Source organism: Streptomyces sp. NBC_01198 (genome assembly GCF_036010485.1).
Lineage (GTDB): Bacteria > Actinomycetota > Actinomycetes > Streptomycetales > Streptomycetaceae > Actinacidiphila.
Genome location: NZ_CP108568.1, coordinates 2,691,287 through 2,708,774, shown reverse-complemented (window position 1 = coordinate 2,708,774; position 17,488 = coordinate 2,691,287). Strand labels below are relative to the sequence as shown.

Here is a 17,488-nt window from a genome sequence, read left to right as displayed (position 1 = left end):
CGCGCTCACAGCAGCGCGCGGGTCCTGGCCAGCAGCGAGCGCACCGAGCCGTCTCCCCTCTCGGCGGCCTCGGCGTAGCCGAACCACCGCAGGTCGAGCGACTCGTCGCTGATCGCCTCGGTCGCGCCCTCCGGCGCGACCGCCGCGTACTGCACGTCCAGATGCCAGGCGCACGGCGTCAGATGCCGGTCGAGCTGCACCGGCTCGGGCACCAGCAGCCGCAGCCCCTCGATGCCGGACTCCTCGGCGCTCTCGCGCAGCGCGGTCCCGGCCACCGTGGTGTCCTGCGGCTCGCAGTGCCCGCCCATCTGCAGCCACATCCGCAACTTGGCGTGCAGCGTCAGCAACACGCGCTCCCGCGGCGGGTCGATCACCAGCGCTCCGGCCGTGATGTGCCCGGACGCGCAGGGCTTCCACATCCCGTCCGGGTGTGCGGCCAGATACGCCAGATAGTCGGTGCGCAGGGCGTCCTGGCCCGCGTCGGGGGCCTTCCAGGCGTCGAGGACGCCGACCGCCTCAGCGTGCAGCGCGCTCACGTGCCGCTCTCGCCGCCGTCACGGCCGGAGTCGTCCCCGGTCGTCCCGCCGCCCTTGCCGGGCTGCTCACCGGTGTCCTTGCCGGCGGCACCGCCGGTGTCCTTGCCTGAGGCGGCGTCCGGGTCCGCGCCCTTGTCCGCGTCCTTGCCGGCGCCGGCGTCCGTGCCCGAGGAGCCCGGGCCGGACTTCTGTGCGGCCTCGCCCAGCATCTTGTCCAGCTCGGTGAAGTCGAAGTCCGGGGAGTCGCGGTGCACGAAACCGTCCGGGTCGTCCAGGTCCTGGGCGGTCGGCAGCATGTCGGGGTGCGCCCACAGGCCGTCCCGCCCGTCGACGCCGCGCGCGTCGGTCAGCGACGCCCACAGCCGGGCCGCGTCCCGCAGCCGCCGGGGCCGCAGCTCAAGCCCGATCAGCGTGGCGAAGGTCTGCTCGGCCGGGCCGCCGGTCGCCCGGCGGCGGCGCAGCGTCTCGCGCAGCGCGCCCGCGGAGGGCAGATGCGGGGCGGCGGCGGCGTGCACCACGGCGTCGACCCAGCCCTCGACCAGGGCGAGCGCCGTCTCCAGCCGGGCCAGAGCCGCCTTCTGCTCCGGGGTGTCCTCGGGCTGGAGCATGCCCTGCTGCAGGGCCTCCTGCAGCTGCTCGGGCTGCGTGGGGTCGAGCTGGCCCACCGCCTCCTCCAGCCGGGCGGTGTCCACCTTGATCCCGCGCGCGTAACCCTCGACGGCGCCGAACAGATGTGCCCGCAGCCACGGCACGTGGGCGAAGAGCCGCTGGTGCGCCGCCTCGCGCAGGGCGAGATACAGCCGCACCTCCTCCTGCGGTACGCCGAGGCCGGCGCCGAAGGCGGCGACGTTCACCGGCAGCAGCGCGGCCTTGCCCGCGGGGCCGAGCGGCAGGCCGACATCGGTGGAGCCGACCACCTCGCCGGCCAGGGTGCCCAGCGCCTGCCCGATCTGGGAGCCGAACATCGCTCCCCCCATCGAGCGCATCATGCCGAGCAGCGGCCCGGTCATGGCCTGCATCTCCTCGGGCAGCACGTCGCCCATGGCGCCGGCCACCCGCTCGGCGACCGGGTCGACGAGCTCCTTCCACACCGGCAGCGTCGCCTCGACCCATTCCGCCCGACTCCACGCCACCGCGGCGCCCGAGCCGGAGGGCAGCGAGGTGACGCCGTCCAGCCACAGGTCGGCCAGCCGCAGCGCCTCCTCGATCCAGTCGCGGTCGGCACGTCCCACGGAGGCGTCCTTGACGCCGTCGGGGGTGCCCTGGGCGACGGTCTGCCGGGCGATGTCCTTGGCCATGTCCCAGTTCACGGGACCGCCCTCGTAGGAGAGCATCTGGCCGAGCTGCTGGAAGGCGGCGCCCAGATCGTTGGGATTGAGCGAGCCGAACATGGCCGCGAACGGGTTGTCGCCACCGCCCGGGCCGAACGGGTTGCCGCCACCGAAACCGAAGGGGTTCGCCGGCTGTCCGCCCCCACTGCCGCCCTTGTGCTGCTTGCCTTCGTCGCCGTCTTCCGGCTCCTCGGGAGGGACGCCGAATCCGAATGGAGTGTCGCTCACGGGATTCCTCGGATCTGTGTCGTGGTGGGCTGTTGTGGTGGGCTGGGTGTGATGGGCTGTACCTCCAAGCCTAGACACCTGTCCGGCAGGATGGCTGCGTACGCCGTAGCAGGCACAGCTGAGTACGCAACTGAGACAACCGTGGGAGACACCCGGTGAGTTCCCCAGAAGCACACGTTCGCCCAGAGCGGAGCGGCGCCAGGAGCGCCGCGGGCCCGGTGGTCGCGATCACCGGTGCCGCCTCCGGCGTCGGCCTCGCGCTGGCCTCCCGGCTGGTCGCGTCCGACCAGGTCAAGAAGGTCGTGGCGATCGACGAGCGGCGCGGCGACGTGCCCGGGGCGACCTGGCGGGTGCTCGACGTCCGCGACCCCGCGATCGCCGAGAAGCTGCGCGGCGCCGACGTCGTGGTGCACCTGGCGATGGACCTCGATCTGGAGTCCGACGCCAAGGCGCGGTCCGCGTTCAACGTGCGCGGCACCCAGACGGTACTGACGGCGGCCGCGGCGGCCGGGGTGCACCGGGCGGTGCTGTGCACCTCGGCGATGGTCTACGGCGCCCAGGCGGACAACGACGTGCCGCTGGCGGAGGACGCGCCGCTGCGCGCCACCTCCGAGGCCAGTTTCGTGGACGACCTGCTGGAGATCGAACGGCTCGGCCGCCGCGCCCCCCGGGCCCATCCCGGGCTCAACGTGACGATACTGCGGCCCGCCGTGCTGGTCGGCGGCACCGACACCGCGCTGACCCGCTACTTCGAGTCGCCCCGGCTGCTGGTGGTCGCGGGCAGCCGGCCCTGCTGGCAGTTCTGCCATGTCGAGGACCTGGTGTCGGCGCTGGAATACGCGGTGCTGGAGAAGGTCGACGGCGAGATGGCGGTCGGCTGCGACGGCTGGCTGGAGCAGGAGGAGGTCGAGGAGCTGAGCGGTATCCGGCGCATGGAGCTGCCGCCGGCCATCGCCTTCGGCGCCGCCTCCCGGCTGCACCGGCTCGGCCTGACCCCGTCGCCCGCGGGGGATCTCGCGTACACGATGCACCCGTGGGTGGTCAGCGGCCGCCGGCTGCACGAGGCGGGCTGGCGGCCGCAGTGGACCAACGAGGAGGTGCTGGCCGAGCTGCTCGAAGAGGTCGGGGGCCGCAACTCGCTTGCCGGGCGGCGACTGGGCCGCAAGGACGCCACGACGCTGGGCGCGGCGGGCGCCACGGTCGCGCTGGTCGGCACCGCGGCGCTGGTCCGCAGGGCCCGCAAGCGGCGGGGTATCTGACCTGGGGCGGCACCCCGCCGGACCGCGGGGGACAGGCGGCAGGGAGCGGGCGGCAAGGACGAGACGACGACGGCCCGGCGACAATGGAAGCCTCTTTCCGTATCGCGGGCAGATAAGGGAGCATGGTCCGCATGGCACCCACCGACCCCTCCGATCCGATCCGGCTGCTGGCCGTCCGCGACACCCCGCTGTCGCTTGACGAGGTCTTCGCGGCGGTCGGTGACGACGCGGCGGGCGGTACCGCGCTCTTCGTCGGGACGGTGCGCGACCACGACGGGCACTCCGGCGCCACGGTGACCGGCCTGTCCTACTCGGCGCACCCCTCGGCCGCGGCGGAACTGCGCCGGGTCGCCGAGAAGGTCGCGGCGGACTTCCCGGTACGGGCGCTGGCGGCCGTGCACCGGGTGGGCGACCTGCGGGTCGGCGACGTGGCGGTGATCGTGGCGGTGTCCTGCCCGCACCGCGGTGAGGCCTTCGCGGCGAACCGGCGGCTGATCGACGACCTCAAGAGCGGGGTGCCGATCTGGAAGCACCAGACCTTCGACGACGGCACCGAGGAGTGGGTGGGCTGCTGAGCCCGCCCGGCCGGCCGTCCCGGCGGGCGCGGGTCCGCTGCCAGGGGGAATTCGGGTTGCGTAACCCCGCGCCCCGGCAGAGCGTTGATCCATTGAGTGGTTAATCTGCTCATAGGTCCGTTTTGCTGGTGTGTGGGGTCGGGAGTCGTCGTGGCAGCACTCGTCTGGTTGCTCATCCCCCTGGTCGGCTTCCTGGCCGCCCTGATCTGGGCGCGCTGGGCGGCGCGCGGCCGCTCCACCGCCGACGGAGCCTCGCTCGCCGGCTACGAACGGTTCCGCGCGGCCATGCAGCCCGGTGACCTGCCCCCGCTGCGGCTGAAGAAGGGCGAGGCGGGCGACGGCGGCCCCACCGACGCCGAACCTGTGTGACCCCTGTGGGGGCCGCTGTTCACCGGGCCCCCGCGGCCTCCTCGTCCGGACTCACCCGGGGAGCCGAATCGTCCGCCGGTCACGTACTGTCGTTCCATGCCCAGCCGTACCGCGACGCTGCTCGCCTCTACACTGACGCTGATAGCGCTGCTGAGCGTCGCGTTGCTCGTGCCGTCCCCGTATTCGGAGATGTCACCGGGTCCCACGGTGAACACCCTGGGCACCTACGGCGGCGACACCGTGATCCAGATCGCCGGCCGGAAGACCTATCCGGCGGACGGGCATCTGAACATGACGACCGTCCGGGTCACCGGCGCCGATTACCACATGAACGTGATCGAGTCGGTCTTCGGCTGGCTGCGGCACGACGACAAGGTCGTCGAGCACGACACGCTCTACCCCAAGGGGCAGACCGCCGAGCAGGCCGACCAGCAGAACGCCGAGGAGTTCACCCAGTCCCAGGACAGCGCCAAGGTCGCCGCGCTGGACGAGCTGAAGATCCACGTCCCCTCCCGCGTGATCGTGTCCGCGGTGGTCAGCGGCGGCGCCTCGCAGGGGTCACTGCACGCCGGTGACGTGGTCAAGGCGGTGGACGGCACCGCCGTCACCCAGCCGGACGACGTGGCCGAGCTGGTCACCAAGCACAAGCCGGGCCAGAAGGTGGTCTTCACCGTCGTCGGCGCCGCGGAGGCCAAGGGCAGGTCCGCCGACGGGCTGCCGACCCACCAGGTGACGGTCACCACACGCAAGTCCGACGACACCGGGCCGAGCCGGGCGGTGGTCGGCATCGCGGCCGGCGTCGAGCACCTCTTCCCGTTCAGCATCGACATCAGGCTCGCCGACGTCGGCGGCCCCAGCGCCGGCATGATGTTCGCCCTCGGCATCGTGGACAAACTCACACCGGGCGACATGACCGGCGGCAAGTTCGTGGCGGGCACCGGCACGATAGACGACAGCGGGAACGTCGGGCCGATCGGCGGCATCAGCCTGAAGACGATCGGCGCCCGCGACAAGGGCGCCCAGTTCTTCCTCACCCCCGCCGACAACTGCGGCGAGGCCGCCAGGGACGTGCCGCACGGTCTGACCCTGGTCAAGGTGAAGACCCTGGACGACGCCATGGCCGCCCTGAAGGACATCAAGTCCGGGGACACCGCCGCGCTGCCCAGCTGCACCAGGAGCTGAACCCGCGCGGCTGCCGCGCCCGTCCCCGGGCGCGGCACATCGCGCCGCCCTAGGCCTCGAAGGTGGCCGTCAGCGCCTCGGCGAGGCCCGGCACCAGGGTCGCGCCGGTCAGCACCTCGGACGCGGTGTCCTTCGCCCGCAGCCGCACCGCGGACTCCCGGGCGCCGTCGCGCAGCACCGCCACCGTCATCCGCACCTCCTGCCGCTCCGGATGCGCGGCCACCCAGGACGCCAGCGCGGCGTCGTCCAGGTCGTCGGGGATCGCCGCCTCGGCGGACGGCGGCAGCATCAGCCGTTCAACGGTCAGCGCGCAGCCGGCGATCACCTCGGGCCACGCGATGGTGGCCAGGAACTCGTCGAGCGCGGTGCCCGACGGCAGCTCGTCCTGCTCGATCGGGGTCAGGGCGCCCGCCGCGTTCTGCTCGCCGAGCCCGAGCTGTTCGGCCAGCCCCGGCTCCTGGGTGCGCAGCTGGGCGGTGTCGACGAGGGCGAACAGCCGTGCGGGCTGGTCCCAGCCGAGACCGGCCGCGTATTCGTCGATCTCCAGTACGGCACGCGTCAGCGGGTTCGCCGCGAGGGGTGTTCCATCGGTCGCAATGTTGGACATGGTGGGTATCCTCCCCCTTCCCCGGCCGGAATCGGGAACCGGCCAAAGCACGGTGAAGTTGCATGTGTGGGAGTCCGACCCGGGACGCCGCAGAAAAAGCTGACATTTCGAGGTGCGCACTCTTGGTATTCCAGATGCCGGACCGCGGTGAAGGGGCGGCGGGACCGAGCAGCAGAAGGGCCGGCCGCCCGTCCCGCAGGGTGATCGCCCTGCTCATCGTGCTCGGCGTCCTCGCCGTCCTGCTCGTCGGGTTCGTGATGTACGCCGGCCTGTGGACGGACTGGCTCTGGTACCGCTCGGTGCGCTACTCCTCGGTCTTCTCCACCATGGAGTGGACGAAGACCGGGCTCTTCGTCGCCTTCGGACTGCTGATGGCCGGAAGCGTCGGTTCCTCGATCTATCTGGCGCACCGGCTGCGCCCGCCGCTGAGCGCGATGTCCAGCGAGCAGCAGAGCCTGGACCGCTACCGGATGGGCCTGGCGCCGTACAAGACGCGGGCGCTGGTCGGGATCAGCGCGGTGGTCGGGGTGGTCGCCGGCGGGTCGGCCGCGACCCAGTGGCGGCTGTGGCTGCTGATGGTCAACGCGACGCCCTTCCACACCAAGGACCCGCAGTTCCACAAGGACGTCTCCTTCTACACCTTCGACCTGCCCTTCTACCGGTTCCTGCTGAACTTCGCCTTCGCCGCGGTGATCCTGTCGCTGATCGGCGCGGCGGTCGTGCACTACCTCTACGGCGGCCTGCGGATCACCTCGCCGGGGGCGCGGGCGACCTCCGCGGCCACCGGCCACCTGTCGGTGCTGCTCGGCCTGTTCGTGTCGCTCAAGGCCGTCGCCTACTGGCTGGACCGCTACTCCCTCGCGGTGCGCTCCAGCGGCTTCCGGACCACGGACAACTGGACCGGGCTGCGCTACGTCGACGCCAACGCCTATCTGCCGGCCAAGACGATCCTGTTCTTCATCGCGGTGATCTGCGCGCTGCTGTTCTTCGCCACCCTGTGGCGGCGTACGTGGTCGCTGCCGACCATCGGCTTCGGCCTGATGGTGCTCTCGGCGATCCTCATCGGCGGCCTCTACCCGGCGATCGTGCAGAAGTTCCAGGTGCTGCCGAACGAGGCCGCCAAGGAGGCGCCCTTCGTCCAGAAGAACATCGACGCGACCCGGGCCGCGTTCGGCCTGACCAGGACCGAGGTGAGCGCCTACCCGGGCAAGCCGGCCGTGGCGGCGGCAGGTACGCCCGCGGCCGCCGGCCACCCCGCCGCCACCAGCCTGCGGGCCGACGCGGACTCCTCGGCCAGCCTCAGGGTGCTCGACCCGAACGTGGTCTCGCCCACCTTCCAGCAGCTCCAGCAGAGCAGCGACTACTACCAGTTCCCCTCCACCCTGGACGTCGGCCACGACGCCGCCGGCGGCGAGGACCAGGACACCGTCGTCGGGCTGCGTGAACTGAACGTCGACGGCATACCGAAGAACAACTGGATCAACGACCACTTCAAGTACACCCACGGCTTCGGCGTCGTCGCCGCCAAGGGCACCGAGGTGACCAGCGAGGGCGCGCCCGACTTCACCGAGCAGGGCCTGCCGGGGGCGGCGGGCGCACAGCAGCGGATCTACTTCGGCGAGCAGACCAAGCAGTATTCGATCGTCGGCGGCCCCACCCCCGAGCTGGACTACGCGGACAAGGGCCACGAGACGACCACCCACTACACCGGCAAGGACGGCGTCAGCCTGGGCAACCCGCTGACCCGTGCCGCGTACGCGGTCAGCTTCGGCGAGCCGAAGATCCTCTACTCGGGGGCCATCGGCAAGGACTCCAAGATCCTCTACAACCGCACGCCCAAGGAACGGGTGGAGGCGGTGGCGCCCTGGCTGACCATCGACGGCGACCCGTATCCGGCGGTGGTCGGCAAGAAGGTGGAGTGGGTGGTGGACGCCTACACCACCAGCGACAGCTACCCGTACGCCTCGCGGACCACCCTGGGCGACACCACGGCCGACTCGCAGACCGACAGCCAGCGCTCGGTCGTCGCCCGGCAGAATCAGGTCAACTACATCCGCAACTCGGTCAAGGCCACCGTGGACGCCTACGACGGCACGGTGACCCTCTACCAGTGGGACACCCAGGACCCGGTGCTCAAGACCTGGATGAAGGCCTTCCCCCACACGGTCAAGCCCAAGGCGGACATCCCGGCCGACCTGCTGGCGCACCTGCGCTATCCGGAGGACCTGTTCAAGGTGCAGCGGGAGATGCTGACGACCTACCACGTCACCAAGGCGGCGGACTTCTCCAGCAGCAGCCAGGTGTGGGCGGTGCCCGACGACCCGGCGGCCAAGGCGGGCAAGGCGGTGCCGCCGTACTACATGAGCCTGCGGATGCCCGGCCAGGACGCCAAGGCCTTCTCGCTGACCACCACCTTCACCCCCAGCAAGCAGGACAGCCTCAGCGCCTTCATGGCGGTCGACGCCGACGCGTCCAGTCCCGACTACGGCACCATCAGAGTGCTCCAGCTGCCGACCAGCCCGACCGTCGACGGGCCCAAACTGGTGCAGGCGAAGATCAACTCCAACAGCCAGTCGGCGCCCAAGATCAACGATCTGAAACGCTCGGGCGCGGACTCCACGGTCGAGTACGGCAATCTGCTGACCGTGCCGCTGGACGGCGGGCTGCTGTACGTGGAGCCGGTGTACGTCCGCACCACCGGTATCGACTCCCCGCTGCTGAGCAGCGTGGCGGCGCTCTACGACGGTGACATCACCTACCAGCCGACGCTGGCCGCGGCGCTGGACGACCTCTTCGGCCCGTCCGGCGGCAGCACGCCGGCCGCCAAGCCGCCCGCCGCCGCCCCGCCCGCCGCGAGCAGCGGCAAGGCGCCGTCCGGCGGCACCGCCACACCCTCCGCCGACCCGGCGCTGCAACAGGCGCTGACCGACGCGCAGAAGGCGTACGAGGAGGGGCAGGCGGCCATGAAGAAGAACGACTGGGACGCCTACGGCGCCGCGCAGCGCCGGCTCGGCAGCGCGCTGAAGCGGGCGCAGGCGGCGGAGAAGGCGCGCGGGGCGGCGCAGACCCCCGCGAAGAAGGGCTGAACGGGTGACACCCCGCGTCGTGGTACGGTTGGGACACAACGACGCGGGGTGGAGCAGCTCGGTAGCTCGCTGGGCTCATAACCCAGAGGTCGCAGGTTCAAATCCTGTCCCCGCTACGGCACGAAGTAGGCCCGAAGTCAAGCGACTTCGGGCCTCTTCGCTTGTTCGGGTGAATGTACGGCCAAAAGGGTTTGGCGTGCCGTCATGTCGGGAAGTCGACAAAACGCTGTAGAGACCAACTGGGTTGCGGTATACCGGGTGTACGCCGGTAGCGGGTGGTGCGACGATGGGGCTTATGGGGGATGGGGCAAGGCTGCTGAACGCTCGTCAGAACCATGGCGGTCATGGTCCGGCGGGCGATCTGGCGCTGCCCGTCACACCCGCGACCGCGGCGGTGACCGCCGAGGTGGCCGCGCTGCTGCCCGCGCCGCGGGAGAGCGACACCGTCGCCGTGCCCGAGGGTGCCGGGGCGACGCCCGCACTGCTCACCGAACTGCCCGACGAGGACAGCCTCGCGCTGCGCGAGGAGGCCGAGATCGAGGCCCGCCACCGGCGGGCCGCCGAGCACGGCGACCCCGTCGCGATGAGCGCGCTCGGCACGCTGCTGCTGCGCCGCGGAGACCTGGACGGCGCCGAGCCGTATCTGCGCCAGGCGGTCCAGCACGGCGACCGGGCCGCCGCCAACAACCTGGGCCTGCTGCTGCACCAGCGCGGATACGCCGACGAGGCGGCCGGCTGGTGGCGTATCGCCGCAGTCGCCGGATCGGCCCCCGCGGCCCACGCGCTCGGCCGGCACTACCGCGAGCGCGGCGACGAGCCCGGCGCCGAATACTGGCTGCGGCAGGCCGCCGAGTCCGGCCACGCGCTGGGCGCGTACGCGCTGGCCGACCTGCTCGACCACCGGCGGGACGCCGGCGCCGAGCGGTGGTTCCACGCCGCCGCCGAGCACGGCCACCGCGAGGCCGCGTATCGGCTCGCCCGCTACTGCGCGGAGCGCGGCGACACCCGCGAGGCCGAGCAGTGGTATCGGCAGGCCGCCGCGCGCCGCCACCGGCGGGCCGCGCTGCGGCTCGGCACGCTGCTGGAGGAGCGCGGCGAGACCAAGGAGGCCGGGCACTGGTATCTGACCGCCGCCCGCGACGGCGAGGCGCGGGCCGCCTGCGCCCTGGCCTTCCTGCTGCGCGACGCCGGCGACCTGGACCAGGCCGCGACCTGGTGGCGGCGCGCCGCCCAGGCCGGCGACGGCAACGCGGCCAACGCGCTCGGCGCGCTGCACGCGCAGGAGGGCGAGACGCAGACCGCCGAGCGCTGGTATCGCGCCGCCCTGGAGGCCGGCGACGTCAACGGGGCGTACAACCTCGGCCTGCTCTGCGCCGGCCAGGGGCGTACGCCGCAGGCCGAGCAGTGGTATCGCAAGGCCGCCTACGCCGGGCACCGCGAGGCCGCCAACGCGCTCGCCGTGCTGCTGCTGCAGCACGGCGACGCGCAGGGGGCCGAGCCGTGGTTCTCCAAGGCGGCGGAGGCCGGCAGCATCGACGCGGCCTTCAACCTCGGCATCCTGCACGCCGGGCGCGACGAGGAGGACGCCGCGCGCGGGTGGTACGAGCGGGCCGCCGCGGCCGGGCACGCCGGTGCCGCGCTCCAGGTGGCCATAGCGCTGCAGCGCGAGGGCGACCACCACGGTGCCGAGCGCCACCTGCGCTGCGCGGCGGGCGGCGGCAGCCCCGAGGCCGCCTTCCGCCTCGGCGCGCTGCTCGACCGCCGCGAGCGGGAACGCGAGCGCGAGCCGGGCGGTGCGGACGCGATGGGCTCCGAGGCCGACGAGTGGTACGAGCGGGCGGCCCGACAGGGCCACCGGCGCGCCCAGGTGCGCCTCGGCATGACCGCGGCGCAGCGCGGTGACGTCGAGCAGGCGGCGCACTGGTACCGCCTCGCGGCGGAGGCGGGCTCGCGCAACGGCGCGTTCAACCTCGGCCTGCTGCTGGCCCGCGAGGGCAGCGAGCCCGAGGCGGCGCTGTGGTGGACCCGCGCCGCCGAGGCCGGCCACGGCCGCGCGGCCCTCCGGCTGGCCCTGCTCTCGGCCCGCCACGGCCGCCTCACCGACGCGCGTACGTGGTGCGCCAAGGCGGTGGCCTACGGCCCGGCGGAAGTCGCCGAGCGGGCCGCGCGGCTCACCGCGGCCGTCAACCAAGAGCTCTCGGCCTAGCTCTTGGCCGTACCCCCCCTCCGGGGGTACCCGTCCCCTCCCGCGGGGCGCCCCCCCAAGGCGGCGCTCACCCTGCCACCGGCCGGTGGTCCGCCTTCGGCGCCGACTGCCCCTGCGGGCCGGTGACGACCCGCACCCCGGTGGTGGGCTGGTCTGCGCAGTTCCCCGCGCCCCTGGGGGCGCCACGTGACGGTTGCGGGTCGGGAGTAAGCGCCTCCCGGGAAGGGATTTGCGTTGATCGAAACGGGGGAGCTATGGTGGGGGCACAACGACGCGGGGTGGAGCAGCTCGGTAGCTCGCTGGGCTCATAACCCAGAGGTCGCAGGTTCAAATCCTGTCCCCGCTACTGAAGAGAAGGCCTGGAGGCTGTCGCCTCCGGGCCTTCTTCTCGTTCGGGCAAAGTCCGGCCGGATCCGGTGGGGGGTGGGGCGGGGGCGGGGGATGCTGGGGGTGGACGAGGTCACGGGTCCTCAGGAGGCGGGATTGTTGCGCAGACGGCGGGGGCGGCGCCCGGACTCCGGGGGCCCCGAGGCCAGCGGGCGCTGGGGCGAGTGGTGCGGGGCCGCGGGGGCCGGGCGGCCCGCGGAGGTCGACGCGCTGCTGCGCCGCCTGCTGGCGCTGCCTGCCGAGGGCGCCGCGCGGGAGCGGGCGGCCGCGCTGGCCGCGCTGACCGCGGCGCCGCCGAGGCTGCTGCTGCTCCTGGACCGCGCCGCCAGGACCGGCGGGCCGGTGCCGGCCGGGGCCGGCGACGTACTGGGGCTGCTGCTGCGGTCGTTCGCGCCCGACGGGCATGTGCGGGAGGCCGCGGTGGCCGGCCTGGCCGGCTGCGGGGGACCGGCGGCGGTGGCGGGCCTGGCGCTGCGCAGCGCCGACTGGGTGGACGCGGTCAGGGCCAGGGCGACCGCGGCCCTGGTGGTGCGCAGCGCCCCCGAGGAGGTGGCCGCCGCCGTCCGCGTGCTGCTGCGGCTGGCCGGCCGCAGCCGTACCGGCGACCTGCTCGCCGACTACCGCCGGCTGCTGTGCCGCCCGCCGCACCGCAGGGCGGTGCGGGCCCTGGTGGTGGACGCCGACCCCGCGGCCCGCCGCTTCGGCGTGGTGCTGGCGCTGGAACTGGGCGAGTACGCCCGCGGCGACCTGCTGCGTACCGCGCTGCGGGACCGCGACCAGGTGTGCCGGACGCTGTGTGCGCAGCGGCTGCTCGACCTGGACCCGGAGCAGGCGGGCCGGCTGCTGCTGGCCAGGGACGCGGCCGTACGGGAGATCGCGGTGGCCGCACTGCCCGCGGACGTACCGGCGACGCGGCTGGTGGCGCCGCTTGCGGACCGGGCGCGCATGGTGCGGGCGCAGGCCCGCTGGCAGCTGTACGGGCGCGGTGAGCCGCCGTCGGCGGTGTATCGCAGACAGCTCGGCCGGGCGGGTAGGACCACCCCGGTGCGCCTGCTGGCCGGGCTCGTGGCGGGGCTCGGCGAGTGCGGGGACGCCGGCGACGTGCCGGCCCTGGCGCGGTTGCTCGACCCGCGGCGCCCGTCACCGCCGATGGTGCGCAGGGCCGCGGTCAGGGCGGTGGGGCGGCTGGCGCCGCAGGGCGAGCTGGTCGGGCTGCTCGGCCCGCTGGCGATGGACCCGGATCCCGGCGTGGCCCGCGCGGTCTTCGAGGCGCTGGCGGCCCGGGCGCCGGGCGAGGTGCCGGTGGAGATCCGCTGGATCGGCGGCGTACGCCCGGAGGCGGCCGTCCGCCGGGCCGCGGCCCGTATCGGCGCCGCCAAATCGCCGCAGGTCAGGGCGGTGGGGGGCGTGCCGCGCTACGAGCAGTCGGGGCACAGCCCCCGGTAGGTGACCTCGGCGGTGGAGACGGCGAAGCCGAAGCGCTCGCCTGCGGGCAGCGCGGCGAGCGGGTCGCCCTGCGGGTGCACGTCGCGGACGGTGCCGCAGCGGGAGCAGACCAGGTGCTGGTGCGGCCGGTGCGCGTTGGGGTCGTAGCGCTTGGCGCGGCCGTCCGTGGAGACCTCGATGACCTCGCCGATGGTCACCATCTCGCCGAGCGTGTTGTAGACGGTGGCGCGGGAGATCTCCGGCAGCCGCTCGGTGGCGCGCGCGTGCACCTCGTCGGCGGTCAGGTGGACGTGCTCGCCGTCGAGGACCTCCGCGACAACCCGCCGCTGGGCGGTCAGCCGCCAGCCGCGTTCGCGCAGTCGTTCCAGCAGGTCACTCATGCGTGCCAGGGTAACAGCGCGGGTCCGGAGTCCGAATGGATCCGTGACTGGGGCACTTCTTGTCTTGGACAATGTCTACGGTAGGATCGGGTCCGGCAGTACGGACTTCGGCAGGCGCCCGGGGTCGCGGTCCATGGCCCTCCGCGGCCGACCAGGCGCCTGACCGAGAGGCCGAAGGGGCCGGACGCCATTGGGCTCCGGCCCCTTCGTCGCGCCCGGGCGGCGCCGAGCGCGTGCGCGTCCTACGCGGGGACCGTGGATTTCACCGGTGCCCAGCAGTGGATGATGTCGCGGACCGAGACCACGCCGACCGGATCGCGGCCTTCGAGGACGATCAGATGGCGGAAGCCGCCGTGCAGCATGGCGGTGGCCGCCTCCTCCAGGGTCCACTGGGGGGCGGCGAAGACGACGTCGGTGGTGGTGTGGGCGTGCACGGGCTCCTGGTCGGGGCTCAGCCCCGCGCCGACGGCGTTGAGCACGTCGCGCTCGGTCAGAATGCCGAGACCGCAGGTGTCGGCGTCGAGGACGATGGCCGCGCCGACGCGGCGGGCGGACATCAGCTGGGCGGCCTGGCGGAGGGTATGGGCAGGGCCGATGGTGAGAACGACCGTGCTCATCGCGTCGCGGACCAGCATGGGCAGGCACCTCCTGGTGGTGTGCGATCCCGTTCCGTGAACGGATTCACAAATTCACAAGCGGTACCGTCATCCTCACACACGCCCCTTGCGGTGGGCAAGGGCCCGTGCACAGCGAGTAGCGCGGGTCAGGAACCGCCGAGGTAGCCGAGCAGGTCCTCGTGCAGCAGCCCGTTGGACGCCGCCGCGTTGCCGCCGAAGGGTCCTGGCACCCCGTCCAGCGAGGTGAAGCGGCCGCCGGCCTCCCGGACGATGACCTCGTTGGCCGCCATGTCCCACAGGCTCAGCTCGGGCTCGGCGCAGATGTCCACCGAGCCCTCGGCCACCATCATGTAGGGCCAGAAGTCGCCGTAGGCGCGGGTACGCCAGCAGTTGCGCGACAGGTGCAGGAAGCCGTCGAGGCGGCCCTGCTCCTCCCAGCCGCTCAGCGAGGAGTACGCGAAGGACGCGTCCTCCAGCCGGCTCACCCGGGAGACGTGCAGCCGGGTCGCCGACGACAGGCTGCGCCCGGTGTACGCGCCGCTGCCCTTGGCCGCCCACCAGCGGCGGCCCAACGCCGGCGCCGACACCACGCCGACGACGCCCTCGTCGCCCCGCTCGCCGCGTACCATCAGCGCGATGAGCGTGGCCCACACCGGCACCCCGCGGACGTAGTTCTTGGTGCCGTCGATCGGGTCGACGATCCAGCGCCGCGGACCGTTGCCGTGGCTCCCGTACTCCTCGCCGAGCACCGCGTCCCGCGGCCTGGCCCGGCCGAGCTGACCGCGGATCAGCTCCTCGGCCTCCTTGTCCGCCTCGGTGACCGGGGTCAGGTCCGGTTTCGTCTCGACCTTCAGGTCGAGTGCCTTGAAGCGGGCCATCGTTGCGGAGTCGGCGGCGTCGGCCAGCACGTGGGCAAGGCGCAGGTCGTCGTTGAAGTCGGGCATGGGCCGAACAGTAGCGCGGCGGTCCGCGGCCGAGGCCGACGCGGGACCTTGACAGACCGTGGTGCCGCGTCAATTCTCCGTAGACGGCCGTCCGTCCGCCACACCGCCACCCTCGCGGTGGCCCGGAGGCACCGCCTGGAGGCCCCGATGCCTACCGTGCGAGACGCACTCATGGACGCGGCCTTCGCCGCGCTCGGCGAACGGCCCTGGGAATCGGTCAGGATGGCCGAGGTCGCGGCGGCCGCCGGTGTGTCACGGCAGACCCTCTACAACGAGTTCAGCAGCAAGGACGGGCTGGGCAGGGCGCTGGCCCTTCGGGAGTCCGAGGCCTTCCTGGCCGGCGTCGACCGCGCCATGGCCGCCGCGCTGCGCTCCGGCGCCGACGCGGGAGAGTGCTTCGCGGCCGCCGCGGGCTGGACGCTGCGGGCCGCCCGCCGCAGCCCGCTGATCCGCTCGGCCCTCACCGACTCCCCGCCGCCGCGGCCGCCCTTCGCCGAGCCGGCGCCGCCCGCGGCCCGTACCGCTGCGGGAGTGGGCGCCGACACCGGCCTGGTGGGCGCCGTGCACGCCCGTACGGTCGACGCGCTCGTCCGCGGCTACCCGCGGCTGCGCCCTGAGGACATCGGCTGGGCCTGCGAGGCGGCGCTGCGCCTGACGCTGTCGTACGTGATCGCGCCCGCCGCCGACGACCAGGAGCCGTGCCTGCGGATCGCCCAGCTGATCCGCAGCCTGCTGTCCTGGCCGGCCGGACCGGCCGCGCGTCCGGCACCCTAGCGGTGCCGCCGCCGGAGAAACCCCGCGAGCGGACCGGGCGGTGACCCGGCGTCAGTGCGAGGAGCCGGAGATCTGCAGGCCGATGACGCCCACCAGGACCAGCGAGATCGAGACGAGCTTGAGCGAGGAGACCAGGTCGCCGAGGAAGGCCATGCCGTAGATCGCGGTGCCCGCCGCGCCGATGCCGGTCCACACGGCATACGCCGGGCCGACGTCGAGCTTCTTCAACGACAGGGTGAGCAGGCCGAAGGAGCCGAGCGCGAAGATGCAGAAGGCGACGGTGGGCCACAGCCTGGTGAAGCCGTGCGACAGCTTGAGGCAGACCGCGAAGCCGGTCTCGAAGAGACCCGCGACCACCACCAGGAGCCAGGCCATCCGGGCGCCTCCGTTTCGGCTCGTTCGGCTCGTACCGCTTGTCGGGCTGGTGCCCGTCTACCCGCGTACCCGCCGGTCGTGCACCGGCGTGTGCGCTGTCGATCATCACACAGCACACCGCGAAGTGACGCGGCACGGGACGGGAAGTGAGGCGGCCCAACCGTACCGGTCAGTCGCCCTCGCGGCGCTCGCGGGTGGCCAGCAGGCGGCGCAGCGAGTCGAGACGGGCGGGTTCCGCGTGGCCCGCGGCCACCCAGGCGTCCAGCGCGCAGTCCTTCTCGTCGTGCGAACAGCCGCGCGGGCACTCGGCGGTGCCCGGTTCCAGGTCGGGGAAGGCCTGGATGACCCGGGACGGGTCGATGTGGTGCAGGCCGAAGGAGCGCACGCCCGGGGTGTCGATCACCCAGCCCGCCGCGCCCTCGGGCCCGTCGCCCGGCAGCGGCAGCGCGAGGGCCGAGGTGGTGGTGTGCCGGCCGCGCCCGGTCACCGCGTTGACCACGCCGGTGCTGCGCTGACGCTCCACCAGGGCGTTGACCAGGGTGGTCTTGCCGACGCCGCTGTGGCCGACGAAGGCGGTGACCCGGCCGGCGAGGCGCTCGCGGATCTGGTCCACCCCGCCGGTCAGGAAGTCGTCCCGGTTGGTGACCACGTAGGCCAGGTCGAGGGCGCCGTAGGTCTCCAGCAGCGGCTCGGCGGGCGCCAGATCGGACTTGGTGAGGACCAGCAGCGGGTCAAGGCCGGCGTCGTAGGCCGCCACCAGGCAGCGGTCGATCATCCGGGGGCGCGGTTCGGGGTCGGCGAGCGCGGTGACGATGGCCAGCTGGTCGGCGTTGGCGACGACCACCCGCTCGTACGGGTCGTCGTCGTCCGCGGTCCGCCGCAGCACCGACCTGCGCTCCTCGACCCTGACTATCCGGGCCAGCGTGTCCTTGGCGCCCGACAGGTCGCCGACCACCGCGACCCGGTCGCCGACGACCGCGGACTTGCGGCCCAGCTCGCGGGCCTTCATCGCGGTGACCTCGCGGTGGTCGACCAGCACTGTCAGCCGGCCGCGGTCCACCGTCAGCACCATGCCCTCGGCGGCGTCCTCGTGCTTGGGCCTGATGGTCGTACGCGGCCGGGTCCCCCTGCTGTTGGGGCGGACCCTGATGTCGTCCTCGTCCGGGTTCTTGCCGTAGCGCCGCAC

General features: G+C 73.2%; 16 protein-coding genes and 2 tRNA genes. 10 read left to right on the top strand and 8 right to left on the bottom strand.

The window, feature by feature from the left end; all coding sequences use genetic code 11:
• Nucleotides 1-5: 5 nt before the first annotated feature.
• Nucleotides 6-536 carry an NUDIX hydrolase gene (locus tag OG702_RS12000; protein ID WP_327288859.1) on the bottom strand — a complete coding sequence of 177 codons (531 nt, stop codon included), beginning with the start codon at nt 534-536 and terminating at the stop codon, nt 6-8.
• A complete protein-coding gene (locus tag OG702_RS11995) occupies nt 533-2,095 on the bottom strand; it encodes a zinc-dependent metalloprotease (protein ID WP_327288858.1) in 1,563 nt (520 codons plus the stop codon). The genes OG702_RS12000 and OG702_RS11995 overlap by 4 nt, the downstream gene beginning before the upstream one ends.
• A gap of 155 nt (nt 2,096-2,250) precedes the next feature.
• Between OG702_RS11995 and OG702_RS11990 the strand changes: the two genes are divergently transcribed.
• The 4 genes from OG702_RS11990 (at nt 2,251) to OG702_RS11975 (ending at nt 5,480) form a co-directional block, all read left to right on the top strand.
• On the top strand, nt 2,251-3,354 hold the full coding sequence (locus OG702_RS11990) for an SDR family oxidoreductase (protein ID WP_327288857.1): 1,104 nt from the start codon (nt 2,251-2,253) through the stop codon (nt 3,352-3,354).
• Between the two features lie 122 nt (nt 3,355-3,476).
• Nucleotides 3,477-3,929, top strand: coding sequence for a molybdenum cofactor biosynthesis protein MoaE (locus tag OG702_RS11985; protein ID WP_442814389.1), 453 nt, complete (start codon nt 3,477-3,479; stop codon nt 3,927-3,929).
• A gap of 150 nt (nt 3,930-4,079) precedes the next feature.
• Nucleotides 4,080-4,298 (top strand): hypothetical protein, encoded by a 219-nt coding sequence (locus OG702_RS11980; RefSeq protein ID WP_327288855.1) that lies wholly within the window; start codon nt 4,080-4,082, stop codon nt 4,296-4,298.
• 96 nt (nt 4,299-4,394) lie between these two features.
• Nucleotides 4,395-5,480: a YlbL family protein gene (locus tag OG702_RS11975; protein ID WP_327288854.1), complete on the top strand. Its 1,086-nt coding sequence runs from the start codon at nt 4,395-4,397 to the stop codon at nt 5,478-5,480.
• Nucleotides 5,481-5,529: 49 nt separating this feature from the next.
• Here the strand turns inward: OG702_RS11975 and OG702_RS11970 are convergent, their stop codons facing one another.
• On the bottom strand, nt 5,530-6,087 hold the full coding sequence (locus OG702_RS11970; protein WP_327288853.1) for a PPA1309 family protein: 558 nt from the start codon (nt 6,085-6,087) through the stop codon (nt 5,530-5,532).
• 134 nt (nt 6,088-6,221) lie between these two features.
• Here OG702_RS11970 and OG702_RS11965 point away from each other — a divergent pair, with 134 nt between their 5' ends.
• The 5 genes from OG702_RS11965 to OG702_RS11945 all read left to right on the top strand — a co-directional run bounded on the left by OG702_RS11965 (nt 6,222) and on the right by OG702_RS11945 (nt 13,212).
• Nucleotides 6,222-9,173, top strand: a complete 2,952-nt coding sequence (locus OG702_RS11965) for a UPF0182 family membrane protein (protein WP_327288852.1) — start codon at nt 6,222-6,224, stop codon at nt 9,171-9,173.
• A 42-nt stretch (nt 9,174-9,215) separates the two neighbouring features.
• Nucleotides 9,216-9,289: transfer RNA gene (locus OG702_RS11960), tRNA-Met, on the top strand.
• Between the two features lie 170 nt (nt 9,290-9,459).
• The gene (locus tag OG702_RS11955; RefSeq protein ID WP_327288851.1) at nt 9,460-11,379 is read left to right on the top strand and encodes a tetratricopeptide repeat protein; all 1,920 of its coding nucleotides are present in this window, start codon (nt 9,460-9,462) and stop codon (nt 11,377-11,379) included.
• A gap of 272 nt (nt 11,380-11,651) precedes the next feature.
• Nucleotides 11,652-11,725, top strand: a tRNA-Met gene (locus OG702_RS11950).
• A gap of 140 nt (nt 11,726-11,865) precedes the next feature.
• Nucleotides 11,866-13,212: a hypothetical protein gene (locus OG702_RS11945; protein WP_327288850.1), complete on the top strand. Its 1,347-nt coding sequence runs from the start codon at nt 11,866-11,868 to the stop codon at nt 13,210-13,212.
• On the opposite strand, the gene OG702_RS11940 is transcribed toward OG702_RS11945, so the two are convergent.
• The 3 genes from OG702_RS11940 to hisN form a co-directional block, all read right to left on the bottom strand.
• Nucleotides 13,182-13,592, bottom strand: coding sequence for a Fur family transcriptional regulator (locus tag OG702_RS11940; RefSeq protein ID WP_327288849.1), 411 nt, complete (start codon nt 13,590-13,592; stop codon nt 13,182-13,184). The two genes, OG702_RS11945 and OG702_RS11940, sit on opposite strands and share 31 nt — an antisense overlap.
• A 242-nt stretch (nt 13,593-13,834) precedes the next feature.
• A complete protein-coding gene (locus tag OG702_RS11935; RefSeq protein ID WP_327288848.1) occupies nt 13,835-14,227 on the bottom strand; it encodes a CBS domain-containing protein in 393 nt (130 codons plus the stop codon).
• A gap of 128 nt (nt 14,228-14,355) precedes the next feature.
• Nucleotides 14,356-15,153: a histidinol-phosphatase gene (gene hisN, locus OG702_RS11930; protein WP_327288847.1), complete on the bottom strand. Its 798-nt coding sequence runs from the start codon at nt 15,151-15,153 to the stop codon at nt 14,356-14,358.
• Nucleotides 15,154-15,300: 147 nt separating this feature from the next.
• On the opposite strand from hisN, the gene OG702_RS11925 reads away from it, so the two are divergent.
• Nucleotides 15,301-15,927 (top strand): TetR/AcrR family transcriptional regulator, encoded by a 627-nt coding sequence (locus OG702_RS11925; RefSeq protein ID WP_327288845.1) that lies wholly within the window; start codon nt 15,301-15,303, stop codon nt 15,925-15,927.
• Between the two features lie 51 nt (nt 15,928-15,978).
• Here the strand turns inward: OG702_RS11925 and OG702_RS11920 are convergent, their stop codons facing one another.
• Together OG702_RS11920 and rsgA are read right to left on the bottom strand one after the other, a co-directional pair.
• Nucleotides 15,979-16,302, bottom strand: coding sequence for a DMT family transporter (locus tag OG702_RS11920; RefSeq protein WP_327288844.1), 324 nt, complete (start codon nt 16,300-16,302; stop codon nt 15,979-15,981).
• A gap of 169 nt (nt 16,303-16,471) precedes the next feature.
• The gene (rsgA, locus tag OG702_RS11915; protein ID WP_327288843.1) at nt 16,472-17,488 is read right to left on the bottom strand and encodes a ribosome small subunit-dependent GTPase A; all 1,017 of its coding nucleotides are present in this window, start codon (nt 17,486-17,488) and stop codon (nt 16,472-16,474) included.